The organism is Veillonellales bacterium (assembly GCA_039680175.1).
In the GTDB taxonomy this organism is placed as follows: Bacteria; Bacillota; Negativicutes; order JAAYSF01; family JAAYSF01; genus JBDKTO01.
On the sequence record JBDKTO010000067.1, the window covers coordinates 122,766 to 137,580 of the forward strand.

Sequence of the window (14,815 nt, forward strand, 5' to 3'; positions counted from 1 at the left end):
CTAAAAAAATAAAGAAAAAGGATGCTGCACTTACATGCACCCTTTTTAGTGTCACATACACTTCAATATAATATACTACCACTAAATCGGTAATTATAAAAGAAATTTTTACAAATTCTTCAGCTTTTTGCGGATATAATTATAAATTTCCGTCATCTGAGCAACTGCTTCCGGAATTTTCGCCGCATCCGTAGCTGCTAATCGCTCTAACCGCTTCCGGTAGAGGCGGTACTCTGCTTCCATTTGTTCCAGATACTCGTACATTTGTTTGACTGCGGTATCAACCGGTACAATTTCTGATTCCACAATACGCCATTCACGGCCTTGAATCATTGCCGTATCACCATAGCGGGGAAGGAAAGTCGGATAATGTAAGCGTGACTCGATCTCGGCAGAAAACGGCTGGGACATATCATATTCCCCATGAACAATAAATACATTAGCCGGCTTAGTTTTAAAATTAGCTAACCATGCCAGCAACTGTTCTTTATCGGCATGAGCGGAAAAGCCTTCCAGGTTATGAATTTGCGCTTTAACGCTGATCTCTTCCCCCATAACCTTAACCCGTTTAGCGCCTTCCAACAACCGCCGCCCCAAACTGCCCTGAGCCTGATAGCCGACGAAAACGACACTGGATTCCGGCCGCCACAAATTATGTTTCAGATGGTGAAGAATACGCCCGGCATCCGCCATGCCGCTGGCGGATATAATAATGGCAGGATCGTCCAAATTATTCAACGACCGGGATTCCTCCGCTGTTTTGGTAAACGTCAATTTAGGAAGTTTTAACGGATTATCCTTTTCCTTAACTAACAATTCACTTGCTTCCGTATCATAATCCTGGGTATTCTGCATAAAAATATCGGTAGCGGAAATCGCCAGCGGACTATCAATAATAACCGGTATATCGGGAATTTTGCCTGCTTTAAGCAGTTTATGAAGATAATACAGAATGGTTTGAGTCCGTCCCACGGCGAAAGAAGGAATAATGATATTGCCGCCTTGCTTCACTGTATCCTGCACAATCTGGGCCAAACGTTCTTCTTTACTGTACTGCTCATGAATACGGTTCCCGTAAGTCGACTCGGTAATGATATAATCTGCCTCTTCTACATGGGTAGGATCTTTCAAAATCGGCTGATCCGGCTGGCCCAGATCGCCTGAAAATAACAACTTAACCTTTTTATCCTGCTCGGTCACCCATATCTCCAGCACGGAAGAACCTAGAATATGACCGGCATCCTGAAAACGAACGGTAACTTCCGGCGACAAGTTTAATTCACTATTATAAGCTACGGGAGAAAATTGCGCCAAACACGCATACGCATCATCTACAGTATAAAGCGGCTCTACCGGAGTTCTACCGGCTCTCTGCCCCTTGCGGTTGGCGATAGCTGTATCGAACTCTTGAATATGTGCGCTGTCAGGCAGCATAATACGACACAGCTCTGCCGTTACTTTCGTCGTATAGATAGGACCCTTAAACCCGGCTTTACACAATTTAGGAATTAACCCGCTATGATCAATATGAGCATGACTAAGCAATACAAAATCAACAGAACCGGGATCATAGAAAAAATCACGGCGATTTAACGCACTGATAGACTTCGCGCCTTGAAACATTCCACAATCCACCAAAAATTTTATATTGCCTGTTTCCAACAAATAGGACGAACCGGTTACCATTCTAGCTGCTCCTAAAAAAGTTAGCCGCATTTTTCTACTCCTTTATTGAGTTTTAGTACTTTATTCCACATCAGAATACATTTTCCTGCCTAAAATTCAGCCCGACCGCCACGCTTTACGATTCTGCTTGGAAAATAAGAACGGAACGGGGCTTAAAAGCCTCGTTCCGTTCTCATGCATTATTCCCCTAAAATTCGCACTTCCGGCTGTAGCTTTACGCCGGATTTTTCATAAACACGACGCTGGACCTCCTCGATTAGCGACAATACATCCTGAGCGGTTGCCCCTCCGGCATTGACGATAAACCCGGCGTGTTTTATTGAAACTTGTGCTCCGCCGATCTTAAGACCTTTTAACCCGGCCTGATCAATCAACGTTCCTGCATAGTGACCGGCCGGCCGTTTAAAAGTGCTGCCTGCACTCGGCATCTCCACCGGCTGCTTTGTCTTCCGCTTAAGGGTGTAATCGCCCATTTTCGTATGAATATGAGTATGCTCGCCCTTGTATAATGACAGCTCCACTTCACAAATCACACAACCGTTATGTTGGAAGATACTATGTCGATAAGAAAACCCGCTCTCGCTTTTGTTAAACCGCTGCATTCTTCCATCCGGACATACTGCCGATACAGCCGAAACCACACCGCCCATTTCACCTTCATAAGCACCGGCATTCATAAAAACAGCTCCACCTATGCTGCCGGGAATACCGACAGCAAATTCCATTCCACCTAGTCCCTGCTCAGCCGCATAACGGGATACCCGCGCTAGTAAGGCCCCTGCACCGGCAATGACTGTAGTGCCTGCATGTCTGACATATCCCATGTCCCTGCCAAATTTTATTACCATGCCGCGAATCCCTTTATCTCTAACCAAAATATTTGATCCATTTCCCAGAACAATAACGGGAACTTCACACTTCTTGGCAATATCCAATGCCGCCGCTACTTCTCCGACAGAAGCCGGCAACACCAAAAAGTCAGCCGGCCCGCCTATTCTAAAAGTAGTATGGCGAGACATAAGTTCATCAGTCAACAATCGCTGCGGCGGTATAACTGTTTGTAATTGTAGTAAAAATTCTTTCGGCCAACTATTCTTTTGCAAAAAAATCCAATCCTTCGGCAACAGACTCGCCAATAATTTTGTACAGATCTGCCATCACACGCTGAAACCGCATATGGGCCTGCAGGAAATCCCGTGCTTTACTGTTATAGGCTAATAAATCATACATCTTTTGCAGTTGTTCTGTCTTGGCTTTATCTTCCGCTTTGCCTGACATTCTTTCATACTCAATTTCCATTTGCTTAGCAACGAAATCTTTCACCATTTTTTTTGCTGTCGCGTCATCCTCGATTCCCTGTTTCGCAGCCAAAAAGGCACAGTACTCCTCAGAATTTTTAAGAGCCTGTGCCAATTCATGAGTTTTATCATAAATATTCATCAACATATCCTCCTATCCATACCTTTTATCCTATGCCTGCTGCCGTATTTTCATACACATTAACTTCCTTTTAGCGCAGCAAAAATACCCGTTCGCTGCCTATTGCTGTAATGTTAAAATGTATGCCGTATCGTCTCACAAAACCGCCTATTTTAAATTTATAAATTTTTGCTGCCGAAGAGCCTCATAAACTACAACTGCCACCGCATTGGATAAATTGAGGGAACGAGCATCTTTCAGCATAGGAATTCGAATACAGGTTTCCTGATTGGCCTTTAACAGTGTTTCCGGCAATCCGGCTGTTTCTTTGCCAAAAACCAGTATATCCTCTGCAGTATAATGAACATCAGAGTAATGTTTATGGGCTTTTGTTGTATTAAAATAAAAAGTATGACCTTGATATTTCTTCTCCACTTCTGAAAAGCTGTCATAATAGTAAACCGTGACTAAATTCCAGTAATCCAGTCCGGCCCGTTTTAAATAACGATCATCCGTTGAAAAGCCCAATGGCCGTACCAAATGCAGTTCGCTATGAGTTGCGGCGCATAAGCGGGCAATATTACCTGTATTCCCCGGAATTTCCGGTTCAACTAATACAATATGCATGAAAATCTCCTCACATTTTCGGACCCATTATCGCCCGAATTTCTATTCTCCGCCGATCTTTGCCCAGCGATTGCCCCGTCCTCGAACCAGTGTGGTAAATAGTATAGAATAAAGTCAGGCAACAATCATCAACGTCAAACTACACAGATGGCTTTGAGCTGCATCATTTCCCCACCCCAAGATTCTAAGGCAAGTGCGCCCCACTTCTAAATTTATATTATAGTACAAGTATCATGTTTTTTCCATTCCCAAACTCAGTCAGTAAAAAAATTTATTTATTCTATTTCCCTTTTTGTTATATAATATATCATATCTAACAGGAGGTAGTTCATTATGTCGAAACGTATCGGCGTCGTGGGGATTGTCATTCATGATCCCCGAAATATTGCCGAACAGGTAAACCATATTATCAGCGATTACCGCCATATGGTGATCGGACGCATGGGTATCCCAAAGCCGGAAGAAGGAGTAGGCGTTATCGCCCTGATTGTGGAAGGAGATACCGACGAAGTTGGCGCTCTGACCGGCAAGCTTGGCAATCTTCCCGGTGTTACGGTAAAATCTGCTCTTACTGCATAACCGTTATCATAGATGAGAAGGCGCGATAACGCGATAAATAGACCGGTTGGCAGGACCAACCGGTCTATTTATCTAAAGGCCTGGTCATATTAATAATCTCCGGCTTTTATCTGACCATCATGGGTGAGACTTGATAAAATCAAAAAAACTATAGACGAAGGTGCATTTCGTGAAACGGATTTTCATTGTGATCATTTTATTGACAAGTATACTATATATTGCAGAAAACAGTACTATCACCGGCTTCAGCAAATTCAAACCGTCCTTAACAGCAGAAGAAAATACAAATGAATATTCCCTGCTCTGGACAAAAGTACCCTATTTAGCCTATTACGAGGTGGAAGTGCTGAATAGGCCGCCGGACACCGATAAGCAGGCGGCTCTGCCTTCCCAGCGTATTACCAAATATCGAACCTGGAACAATACGATTACCGTTGATCGGGACTTTCCTTTCCAAACTTACTGGCGAGTATCGGCACAAGGAGTTTTTCGGCATCCTCTTGGCCGCTATTCCGATTCCATCAATCTGGCTCAGGTTATGGGAATCACCACAGAAGACTTTGCGAATGTTAAACCCCAGCCTACCTCTCTTTATCCGGTTAACGCTCCTGCTGGAAACACCCCCACTCTTACCTGGACGGTAGTTCCTGGCGCAATCTATTATGAATTTGAATTTTTAAGTGCACCGCCGGAAAATCCGAACGGCATAGAACCTTCCCGGTTCCAGATATTTTCTTCGCGGGAAGTCTTCGCCAATGGTTATAATGTAGATTTGTCCGGCTATCCAGACAAAAAGCTGTACTGGCGGGTAAGAGCCCTTGATTATGACGGCAATCCCCGGGGAGTGTTTTCTGATGCCGTCGAGCTAAATATTGATCATTCCCTACACCAGCCCCTTAAACCGCTCATTAACACAACCTTCAATGTAGAAGATATGGCTACCCCTTTATATCCGGTTTATTCCTGGATCCCGCTTAAGGGCGCCGTCAGTTATGAAGTTGAAATCACTGATGCTCCCCCGGAGAACCCCAATGGAACTACCCCTTCTCAATACCGGATTTGGCGTCAAGAAGTCGTAACCGGCGCCGACTGTTATGATGAGCAGCCCCGTAATATTCCTGGCATCTATTACTGGCGGGTTCGGGGTCTTAATATTGATGGTGATCCGGTTGGCGTCTATTCCGATGCGGAACAGTTTGTCGTAGACTTAGCCAAAGGCAATTATTCGGCAACTTTTGGCGACAGCATTACTCATGGTGGCGGAGCCGTTTCTTATTCTCCCTCCGATTGGGAATACGATTACCAAACCTATCTTAAATTTCCGACCATTAATCTTGGCAAAAGCGGTGACACCTCGGAATCCATGGTAGAACGTTTTGATCAGGATGTTTTACCTTACCATCCTAAATATCTTATCATTTTAGGCGGCACCAATAGTCTGCGCGGGGGTACGCCTGCCACTCAGGTCATTAAAGATCTGAGTACCATTCGTGATAAGTGTCTGTTTAATGGTATCCGACCCATATTCCTGACACTACCGCCAATCAATCCTTCTGCTATTAATCGAGCCTTCAGCGAAGAAACCACTTTGAATTGGCGGGAGCAATTTGACGCCGTAAATGTATTCATCCGCCAACAACGCTATTACATTGATCTGGATCCCTACTTTTGTGATGCCGATCGGGAATTACCGGATCATTATGCCATTGACGGCTTACATCCTGATCTGGAGGGAAAAAAGCTCATGGCCCAAATCATTAACGTGAACTGGGCCCGAGTGACGCGTTAATCAGACTATCCCGGCGGCGTTTCGCTGATAAAAAAAACTCACGTAAAGCCTGACGATCTCCCCGGTTAATAGCATCCATCGCAGTATTAAGAATCTCCCGTAAATGAACCAGGCACTCTTGAATAGCCGTGGAATTTGTCAAGCAGATATCCGCCCACATATCAGCATTGGAAGAAGCGATGCGAGTTGTATCACGAAATCCCCCACCGGCGAGTCTGATATTGTACTCGTCGGGATAACTGGACAATAGATTCACCAATGCGGCGGCCGTGACATGGGGAACATGACTGATAACTGCAGCGCAGCGATCATGCTCAGATTCGTTCATCGTAGTCAGTATTGCACCGGTCCAGCGAATGATTTGGGCAACAGTATCTACTGCTGCCAGAGAGGCTGCAGCAGAGGGGATTAAAATATACCAATGATCCTGAAACAGATTCTTGTCGGCAGCGGTAATACCGCTTTGCTCTCTTCCGGCCATCGGATGTCCGCCAATAAACTGCATGCCTGACGGCAAAATAGCTGCAATTTCCTTTTGTAAAAATTCTTTGGTACTGCCCACATCCGTAAAAATTACATCAGGTTTTGCATAAGGTAAAACGCTTTTTACCAACGGCACAATTTGCAGCACAGGTGTACACAAAAAGATGATATCAGCTCTGGCAACTGCCTCTGCAGGCTCTGGAAAAACCATATCCACTGCTCCCCGTTCTACCGCAATCCGGAGAGTATCAGGATTGCGGTCACAACCAATCACAGTGATGGATTTTCCACTTCTTTCCCTGATTGCCAAACCGAGCGAGCCACCGATCAGGCCCAGTCCAATAATAGTAATATTGAGATGTTTCATACCAGTCTTTTACCCATGAGAGCGGCAATACCGCCAATCTCACTCATTAAGGCAGTGAAGTGTTCCGGGGTCAAAGACTGCTTCCCATCCGACAATGCCTCGGCAGGATTGGGGTGAACTTCGATCATAAGTCCGTCGGCTCCAGCCGCAATGGCTGCTCTGGCCATCGGCTGCACCAGTCGCCACAATCCGGTTCCATGACTGGGATCAACGATAACCGGCAAGTGGCTGATTTGTTTCACAGCAGCAACTGCACTTAGATCCAGAGTGTTTCGTGTATAGTTTTCAAACGTCCGAATTCCTCTTTCACAAAGAACGACATTATAATTGCCTTCACTTAAAATATATTCCGCCGCATTAAGCCATTCATTGATTGTCGCCGACAAACCGCGTTTCAATAAGACCGGTTTATTAATTTTTCCGACTGCCTTTAACAATTGGAAATTCTGCATGTTACGAGCGCCAATTTGCAGCATATCGGCATAATCACACACTACTTTGACCGCTTGTATGTCCGTTACCTCCGTAACAATCTTCAGCCCTGTCTTTTGTCCGGCTTCTGCCAAGAGTTCCAGCCCTTTTTCTTCCATTCCCTGAAAATCATAAGGTGAAGTACGGGGCTTATAGGCACCGCCCCGTAAAAACTGGGCACCGCCTTCCTTGACAACGGATGCGGCGGCAAGTAATTGTTCCCGGCTCTCCACGGCGCAGGGACCGGCCATTACAGCCAAATGATCGCCGCCAACCTTTATACCTCCCACATCTACAATCGTATCTGCCGGATTAAATTCCCGGCTTACCAATTTGAATCTTTCGGTTACCGCTACCGTCTTTTCCACGCCTGCCATAGCTTCCACCGGCAGCTCCGCTATGGCCTTTTTATCGCCGATAACACCGATAATGGTACGCGATGTTCCTTCCGATAGATGAACCTTCAAACCTAATTTGGTTACCCTCGCAATCACAGCATTAATTTCTTCGACTGCAGCTTGCGGACTCATTACAATAATCATACCCATTTCCCCTTTTTTTTTTGAAAATACAAAAATCCCGTCCCTACTCAGGGACGGGATTTTATTTACCCGTGGTACCACCCTGCTTGCTAAAAATAAACAGCAAGCCGCTCGTCTTCAGGTACGGGACAAAAATCCGATACCTTAGCCTCATCTAACGGTGGCACTCCGGCACAGTCTACTCGGTTAGCCTTTCGACCTGCTACTCACAGGCGTATTTCAGCCAGTACATTCACCGGGTCGCACCACCCCCCGGCTCTCTGCTAAATGCCTCTGACTTACTTCTCCTGCTCATCGTATTTATATACTGTAGTATTAGCAATACTATAACAAAGCAATGATTAATTGTCAATATCTAAATGGAATCAATCATTGTTAAGCAAAACAATAATTGCCAAATAATCCTTAACATGTCTGGCATGCAAACTATCCTTTTGCAAACACTAGGTATAAGCACCTCAAAAAGGAGGCCACTCGAAATGAAACATAAATATCCCCATAAACATTATAAGCATTTTAGTCGAAAATGGAAACGCCTCGCCATCGCTGTTGCTGGAGCGGCTCTCATGTCAGCCACCATATTACCAGGTTTGCCTGCCGCCACTGCTCATGCTTCACCGGTAAAAGCAGCGGCCAGCAGTCGCACATTACAAAAAGCGGCAAATACAACCCGGGCAAGCGAGCCGGAGCAGGAAAATTCTCGTACCGTTTCCCAAGAAATACCCCTTCAGTCAAAATCCCCAACACCGCAGAAATCTGATTTTAAGCAACCTAAAAACAACTCTTCGCCACAAAAGCAGCAACAAGCTGAAAACAATAGGCAAACCAGACAAAAGGCAGAAGACAATACAAACACTCCCACTAAAGTTAACAACAATCCTGACAAGGCTGACGATATAGCTGCATCACCAGTTGAAAAAACAACTAAAAAAAGCACTCCGCCAGCGGAATCAAAAAATAATAGCAGCAAAGAAAATCCTGCTGCATCCGAGAATACTCCAACTAACTACAAAGACGTATTGGATATTACGGCAACCGCTTATGCGCCGGGCCCTCACGATAATGAACAGTGGGGCAGCAAGACCTATAGCGGTACTGAAGTTCGTCCTGGTATAATTGCCGTGGATCCCAAAATTATTCCCCTGGGCTCCCGCGTATATATCCAGTATCCTGATGGCCATGGTACCTATGCAACAGCAGAAGATACCGGCGGTGCCATTAAAGGGAACCGTATTGACATCGCAAAATGGTCTGTAGGTGAAGCAGAAGATTTTGGCATCCAACAGGTAAAAGTATACATTCTGGATAAGCCTAACGAAGCCTAAGACTGCAAACGCCCTGAATTAGTTGGAAAAAAGGCTGACTCTGTCTCCATCATACAGCCGATACTCTAGTTTACTTTTTTTACCATTCACCATGATTAACTGTATCTCAGCAGCTTCAATCTCCATTTCATTCAACAGTTCCGCAATACTAATATCATCCTCTACATCCACTGTAACAGCACCGCTGGAACTGGAAGGCACATGCCTTTTTAGCGTATTATACAAATGTACTTCTATGACCATAACGTCCTCCCATATTGCCAAGCCCATCTAGCATTTTCCCTCTTATTTAGATACGTTCGTTAAAATACCAAAATATTCCTTCTGTAATTTATAAAAAATTAGTTCTCCGTCAACTAATTCTAAAACCATCTTCGACTGCTGCTTTACAAAATCATCTACCCATCTTCCCCGTTTCTGGAGTATACTGGATAAAAAGGTATTTAAAAAATTTTGAAATCATTAAGGGGAGGCTGTTTATGATGAGTACCTTAAAATTCTTCGGCCATTCGTGTTTCCAAGTCAACAATAGCAATATATCTTTACTTTTTGATCCTTTTTTGGCCGACAATCCTTTTCAAATTGCTCAGCCCGGTGAAATCAACTGCGACTATATCTTACTTTCCCACGCCCATTCCGATCATTTGGGTGATGCTGTCAGTATTGCGAAGCGCTGCGGTGCCACAATTATTTCTACAGCAGAAGTCGCTCACTTGTGTAGTAATCAAGGCTGTAAAACCCACGGAATGCATTTGGGAGGAAAACATTGTTTTGATTTTGGAGTAGTCAAGCTAACACCCGCTTTACATGGAGCCGGTGTCGAAGGCGGTCATGCCTGCGGCTTTATTGTCCATTTTGCCAATACGATTCTATATTTTGCCGGCGATACCGGTTTATTCAGTGACATGACCCTTATTGGCCGCCAGCAAAAAATAGATTATGCTCTGCTGCCAATTGGTGACAACTACACTATGGGCCCTGACGATGCTGCGGAAGCGGTAGGAATGCTTCACCCCAAAACAGTGATTCCTATCCACTACAATACTTGGCCGCTGATTGCTCAGTCCCCGGAAAAATTTAAGAACGATGTGGAAAAGAGATTCAACACCACGGTACATATTATCACTCCCGGTGATTCAATCCATATCGGAGAATAAACAATAAAGGCAGCCCGCATCCTGCAGGATCGGACTGCCTTGGTTCGTAAGACTGCTTCTTACCCTATCTTCCTGGTCATTGCTATTTCATCACAATTAGGAAACTTAGCACAATTGATACATTCCTTCCAGACTTTATGGTGCAACTGTTCTTTGGGAACTTCCTGAAATCCCAGTTTAGCAAAAAAACCTGGCTGATAAGTAAGTGTAAACAGATTTTTCGTTCCTAATGCTTCTGCTTCGCCAACTAATGCTTCTACAATTGTGCGGCCAATGCCAGATTTGGTCAGATGAGGAGCAACCGCCATGGCACGGATTTCGGCTAATTCATCCCAAACAAGATGCAAACTGCCCACACCGACTACTATTCCGCCATCTTCCGCTACTACAAGATCTCGCAATGTTTCATACAATACATTGCGGGATCTTGATAACATCAGACCCTTCTCCGCATAGTCATTAATTAACTTGTGGACAGCTTCCACATCTTTAAACATCGCCTTACGATAAATCATCCTAATCCCCCTCCTCTTGAATAATTGTACGTTAAAAAATAGTATTTATGCAATTAGAATTACAACAAATCATCTGCTGGAATAAATATACTTGGGCATAACGACGCCAACGGACAATGCTGACAATCCGGTCGCCGAGCCTTGCAAATTTTTCGGCCATGCCATATCAGCCAATGATGAGCATTCCCCCATTTGGAGCGGGGAATTACTTTCATTAAGCCCTTCTCTACCACTTCCGGTGTTTTTCCAGTAGCCAACTGTAAACGATTGGCTACCCGAAAAACGTGAGTATCGACTGCAATAGCCGGAGTATTAAATAATTGGCTTAACAAAACATTCGCCGTTTTGCGTCCGACTCCCGGCAATTGAATTAATTGTCCAAAATTTTCCGGCACATTGCCATTATATTGGCGGCAAAGTATTTCGCAAGTAGCCAAAATGTTTCGGGCCTTGCTATGAAACAAACCGCAGTCCCGGATGTATTCTTCCAGCTTTCCCTGCCCCATAGCCAAGATCTTCTCAGGAGTATTATAAAGGGGAAATAACCGGGCCGTAACCATGTTAACTCTGGCATCAGTGCATTGAGCCGACAAAACTACAGCAATTAAAAACTCAAAGGAAGAAGAGTATTGGAGTGCCGTAGTCGATTCCTTATAATGCTCTTCTAAAATGCCTAGCATTTTCCCTTTTACTGCTTTTGTTATCCGCACGTCAGCCTCCTTGAATCCTCTATCTTTCTCTATTGTCAGTATTAATTGGTTAAGCTGCGTATAGGCGCTGGAATTCTTCCGCCCCGAGCAATAAAAGCATCGGACTTAAACTGATTCACCGGCAGAATGGGACTATATCCCAGTAAACCGCCAAACTCCACCCGATCTCCTATCTTTTTCCCCGGCACCGGTATAATACGCACTGCAGTCGTTTTATTGTTAATCATCCCGATTGCCGCTTCGTCAGCAATAATGGCAGAAATAGTGGATGATGTAGTATCGCCAGGAACAGCGATCATATCCAGTCCAACGGAACACACGCAAGTCATTGCTTCCAATTTTTCCAATGTCAGACTGCCGCGTTCCACAGCAGCAATCATTCCCGCGTCTTCACTAACAGGAATGAAAGCCCCGCTTAACCCCCCTACGTGAGATGAAGCCATCAAACCGCCTTTCTTAACCGCATCGTTTAATAAGGCCAATGCTGCTGTAGTACCTGGTGCACCACAGCTTTCCAGCCCCATTTCTTCCAATATATAAGCTACGCTATCCCCTACTGCCGGAGTCGGAGCCAGAGAGAGGTCTATGATGCCAAAAGGTACTCCCATACGGCGAGAAGCCTCTTGCGCCACCAGTTGCCCTACTCTGGTAATTTTGAAAGCTGTTTTCTTAATCGTTTCTGCTACCCTGCTGAAATCGCAGCCTTTAACATCTTCCAATGCTCGTTTCACTACACCTGGTCCACTAACGCCAACGTTAATAGCTTGCTCCGGTTCACCTACCCCGTGAAATGCGCCTGCCATAAAAGGATTATCCTGGGGGACATTGGCAAAAACCACCAATTTGGCACATCCTAAGGCATCTTGGTCAGCAGTAAGCTGAGCCGTTTTTATAATAATTTCGCCCATTTCCTTCACACAATCCATGTTGATGCCGGTTTTAGTAGAAGCCAGATTAACGGAAGAACAGACCCGCTCCGTCTTAGCCAGAGCTTCCGGTATGGAACGAATTAAAATTCTATCACCCTTAGTATAGCCTTTTTCCACCAAAGCGGAAAAACCGCCGATAAAGTTTACCCCCACCGTCTTAGCTGCGGCATCAAGCGCTTCGGCCACTGGAACAAAGCTATCCCCATGGCAGCTTTCCGCCGCAATTGCAATGGGAGTTACCGATATGCGCTTATTGATGATGGGTATCCCATACTCGGCTTCAATATCCTCCCCTGTCCGTACAAGTTTTTCCGCTGCCCTGGTAATTTTATCATAAATATTCCGGCAAAACACCGTAATATCAGGATGAGCGCAATCACGCAAACTAATCCCCAAAGTGATGGTTCGCACATCCAGTTTATTTTCCTCAATCATACGATTGGTTTCCATGATATCATGTATTGTTAACATAAGATCCTCCTCATGTGACCTGCTTGTCTGTAATCTCCTATATCTGGTGCATTATTTTAAAAATATCTTCGTGCTGAACTTTAATATCCAGGCTTATTTCTTCCCCTTTTTGCCGCAATATTTTCTGTAGCTCCGTTAACCGAATGCTGCCTTCCGTCATATCGGCAATCATTACCATATTAAAAAAACCGTCAACAATATTTTGATTGATATTTAAAATGTTAACATTACTTTCCGCTAAAATATTGCTCACCATAGCAATAATCCCCACTCGATCCTGCCCAACAATTGTAATAACTACTTTCATACTATCACTCTCCATTTTGATATCGTTGGTAGTTTGTCCAAATTTCATATTTTGTTATAGCCCGTATAGTTCGCGATAATTCCCGATTTTCCTGCATAGCTTGCATAAAAGGCCTCATAAGTCTCCGACATTTTCAACATATTTCACCATTTCCCGCTATATTTGCCTTCATTGACATAAGAAAAAGAATCTGCTAGCATTTTCTAATAAAACCATTCGATGAAAGCGAGGGAAAATTTTGATTACTCCGGAAATCATTGCAAGAATTAACGCGCTTGCTAAAAAGCAACGGGAAGGTATTTTAAGCGACTCTGAAAAAATAGATCAAGCTCAGTTGCGCCGGCTTTTTATCGACAATATTAAAGCGCAGGTCAAAAGCTATATAGATACGGCAGAGCCGAATGCCTCTTCCCCGGAATGCACCTGCGCGAGAAACAGTAAACGCAGTTTATAAAAGTCACATCCAAAATACAGTTTAAAAGCCGATGGCGAATGCCATCGGCTTTTTTGCTCGTCTATCATAAAGTATAGATGGTAGAATACTTTCTGATAGACATAAAAACGACTATACCCCTCGGGGCACAGGCGGCTTCTGCCGTCGTCCTAACGGACTTGGCAAAAACCAAGTCTTTTCTTATTATCGTTCCTCGAAAGTTTCACAATCTGTATCAAGAGATTTGGAAGCATTCGATCCGTTAACTTCTATTTGAGAAGCATGACAAACATTGCCTGTATTCCAATGGCTGCAGTTGTTAACGAAGCATTCCACGACTGGAGTCACTTGTGTTCCTTCCAAAAATGCAGCCGAAACCATTCCGCCAATATTGGAATTATGAAAAGCCCCCACGATATCGCCAGCCGTCTTACGATGATGAAAGGCCTTGCACTGAGTATCTGCCGCAGATTGAGACTCTCCCTTTGTCTCATCGTTGTAAATGCTGATTTTGGCAGCCATGCACTGTTCTCCCGGCATATAATGTGTACACTGATCGACTGTACATTTTACCATTGGATTGGTTGACATTTTTTCAGCCCCCTAAATTTTTCTTTCCACCTGTTCGAAAAAGCCTGCTGAACACAAGCTAACCCTTTTTCGTGTATAGTATGAACGCAAAATTCATTTTATATCCGGATTTAGACATCAATCAGTTTCCAAGCCATCCTGGTATCATAGTGACAATTTTCACAGACCAAAAGATGCACACAATAATGTTCACTTATGTCAAGCTGAATGGTACTGCTTTCAACATAAGGACTATATGAGCCGAGATAATTTTGCAGTGATCCGCCATCTGCAAGGCGATTACCACAGAGCGGACATTTCTCATCTACTTCCGCCAAAGCATTGCAAATCGGGCAAACTTTTTCCACATTATCACTCCAAAATGATTGTGAACTACTGTTGTTTTGTGGCATATGATATAACAAAACAACTTAC

The 14,815-nt window shown here is 44.3% G+C and carries 18 protein-coding genes and 1 other annotated feature; of the genes, 5 read left to right on the top strand and 13 right to left on the bottom strand.

Annotated elements, in window-relative coordinates; genetic code table 11:
• Positions 1-108: 108 nt before the first annotated feature.
• The 4 genes from ABFC84_10875 to trmL form a co-directional block, all read right to left on the bottom strand.
• Positions 109-1,716 carry an MBL fold metallo-hydrolase gene (locus tag ABFC84_10875; protein MEN6413241.1) on the bottom strand — a complete coding sequence of 536 codons (1,608 nt, stop codon included), beginning with the start codon at positions 1,714-1,716 and terminating at the stop codon, positions 109-111.
• Positions 1,717-1,865: 149 nt separating this feature from the next.
• Positions 1,866-2,789: a UDP-N-acetylmuramate dehydrogenase gene (gene murB / locus ABFC84_10880; protein ID MEN6413242.1), complete on the bottom strand. Its 924-nt coding sequence runs from the start codon at positions 2,787-2,789 to the stop codon at positions 1,866-1,868.
• Complete coding sequence (locus ABFC84_10885; protein ID MEN6413243.1) at positions 2,776-3,126, bottom strand: YlbF family regulator; 351 nt, start codon at positions 3,124-3,126, stop codon at positions 2,776-2,778. Before ABFC84_10885 ends, murB begins: the two co-directional genes overlap by 14 nt.
• 147 nt (positions 3,127-3,273) lie before the next feature.
• Positions 3,274-3,732 (bottom strand): tRNA (uridine(34)/cytosine(34)/5-carboxymethylaminomethyluridine(34)-2'-O)-methyltransferase TrmL, encoded by a 459-nt coding sequence (gene trmL, locus ABFC84_10890; protein MEN6413244.1) that lies wholly within the window; start codon positions 3,730-3,732, stop codon positions 3,274-3,276.
• Positions 3,733-4,065: 333 nt separating this feature from the next.
• On the opposite strand from trmL, the gene ABFC84_10895 reads away from it, so the two are divergent.
• Both ABFC84_10895 and ABFC84_10900 read left to right on the top strand, forming a co-directional pair.
• Positions 4,066-4,311: a TM1266 family iron-only hydrogenase system putative regulator gene (locus tag ABFC84_10895; protein ID MEN6413245.1), complete on the top strand. Its 246-nt coding sequence runs from the start codon at positions 4,066-4,068 to the stop codon at positions 4,309-4,311.
• A gap of 169 nt (positions 4,312-4,480) precedes the next feature.
• Entirely contained in the window at positions 4,481-6,100 is a 1,620-nt protein-coding gene (locus tag ABFC84_10900; GenBank protein ID MEN6413246.1) for a GDSL-type esterase/lipase family protein, read from the top strand.
• Here the strand turns inward: ABFC84_10900 and ABFC84_10905 are convergent.
• The gene (locus ABFC84_10905) at positions 6,069-6,950 is read right to left on the bottom strand and encodes a prephenate dehydrogenase/arogenate dehydrogenase family protein (protein MEN6413247.1); all 882 of its coding nucleotides are present in this window, start codon (positions 6,948-6,950) and stop codon (positions 6,069-6,071) included. The two genes, ABFC84_10900 and ABFC84_10905, sit on opposite strands and share 32 nt — an antisense overlap.
• A complete protein-coding gene (aroF, locus tag ABFC84_10910) occupies positions 6,947-7,963 on the bottom strand; it encodes a 3-deoxy-7-phosphoheptulonate synthase (GenBank protein MEN6413248.1) in 1,017 nt (338 codons plus the stop codon). The genes ABFC84_10905 and aroF overlap by 4 nt, the downstream gene beginning before the upstream one ends.
• Positions 7,964-8,009: 46 nt before the next feature.
• Positions 8,010-8,267: a binding site (T-box leader), on the bottom strand.
• Positions 8,268-8,442: 175 nt separating this feature from the next.
• On the opposite strand from aroF, the gene ABFC84_10915 reads away from it, so the two are divergent.
• Positions 8,443-9,288 (top strand): 3D domain-containing protein, encoded by an 846-nt coding sequence (locus ABFC84_10915; GenBank protein MEN6413249.1) that lies wholly within the window; start codon positions 8,443-8,445, stop codon positions 9,286-9,288.
• Between the two features lie 18 nt (positions 9,289-9,306).
• On the opposite strand, the gene ABFC84_10920 is transcribed toward ABFC84_10915, so the two are convergent.
• Positions 9,307-9,531 carry a hypothetical protein gene (locus tag ABFC84_10920; GenBank protein MEN6413250.1) on the bottom strand — a complete coding sequence of 75 codons (225 nt, stop codon included), beginning with the start codon at positions 9,529-9,531 and terminating at the stop codon, positions 9,307-9,309.
• 239 nt (positions 9,532-9,770) lie between these two features.
• Between ABFC84_10920 and ABFC84_10925 the strand changes: the two genes are divergently transcribed.
• Positions 9,771-10,445, top strand: a complete 675-nt coding sequence (locus ABFC84_10925; GenBank protein MEN6413251.1) for a metal-dependent hydrolase — start codon at positions 9,771-9,773, stop codon at positions 10,443-10,445.
• Between the two features lie 59 nt (positions 10,446-10,504).
• On the opposite strand, the gene ABFC84_10930 is transcribed toward ABFC84_10925, so the two are convergent.
• Genes ABFC84_10930 through ABFC84_10945 form a run of 4 tightly spaced genes read right to left on the bottom strand, consistent with a single transcriptional unit; the run spans position 10,505 to position 13,377 of the window.
• Positions 10,505-10,960, bottom strand: a complete 456-nt coding sequence (locus tag ABFC84_10930; GenBank protein MEN6413252.1) for an N-acetyltransferase — start codon at positions 10,958-10,960, stop codon at positions 10,505-10,507.
• A gap of 59 nt (positions 10,961-11,019) precedes the next feature.
• Positions 11,020-11,670: an endonuclease III gene (gene nth, locus ABFC84_10935; protein ID MEN6413253.1), complete on the bottom strand. Its 651-nt coding sequence runs from the start codon at positions 11,668-11,670 to the stop codon at positions 11,020-11,022.
• Positions 11,671-11,711: 41 nt separating this feature from the next.
• Positions 11,712-13,070, bottom strand: a complete 1,359-nt coding sequence (locus tag ABFC84_10940; protein MEN6413254.1) for a PFL family protein — start codon at positions 13,068-13,070, stop codon at positions 11,712-11,714.
• Between the two features lie 37 nt (positions 13,071-13,107).
• A complete protein-coding gene (locus ABFC84_10945) occupies positions 13,108-13,377 on the bottom strand; it encodes an ACT domain-containing protein (GenBank protein ID MEN6413255.1) in 270 nt (89 codons plus the stop codon).
• Between the two features lie 238 nt (positions 13,378-13,615).
• On the opposite strand from ABFC84_10945, the gene ABFC84_10950 reads away from it, so the two are divergent.
• On the top strand, positions 13,616-13,831 hold the full coding sequence (locus ABFC84_10950) for a DUF896 domain-containing protein (GenBank protein MEN6413256.1): 216 nt from the start codon (positions 13,616-13,618) through the stop codon (positions 13,829-13,831).
• Positions 13,832-14,014: 183 nt separating this feature from the next.
• On the opposite strand, the gene ABFC84_10955 is transcribed toward ABFC84_10950, so the two are convergent.
• Both ABFC84_10955 and ABFC84_10960 read right to left on the bottom strand, forming a co-directional pair.
• On the bottom strand, positions 14,015-14,401 hold the full coding sequence (locus tag ABFC84_10955; protein MEN6413257.1) for a DUF1540 domain-containing protein: 387 nt from the start codon (positions 14,399-14,401) through the stop codon (positions 14,015-14,017).
• A 110-nt stretch (positions 14,402-14,511) separates the two neighbouring features.
• Positions 14,512-14,748, bottom strand: a complete 237-nt coding sequence (locus tag ABFC84_10960) for a hypothetical protein (protein ID MEN6413258.1) — start codon at positions 14,746-14,748, stop codon at positions 14,512-14,514.
• Between the last annotated feature and the right edge of the window lie 67 nt (positions 14,749-14,815).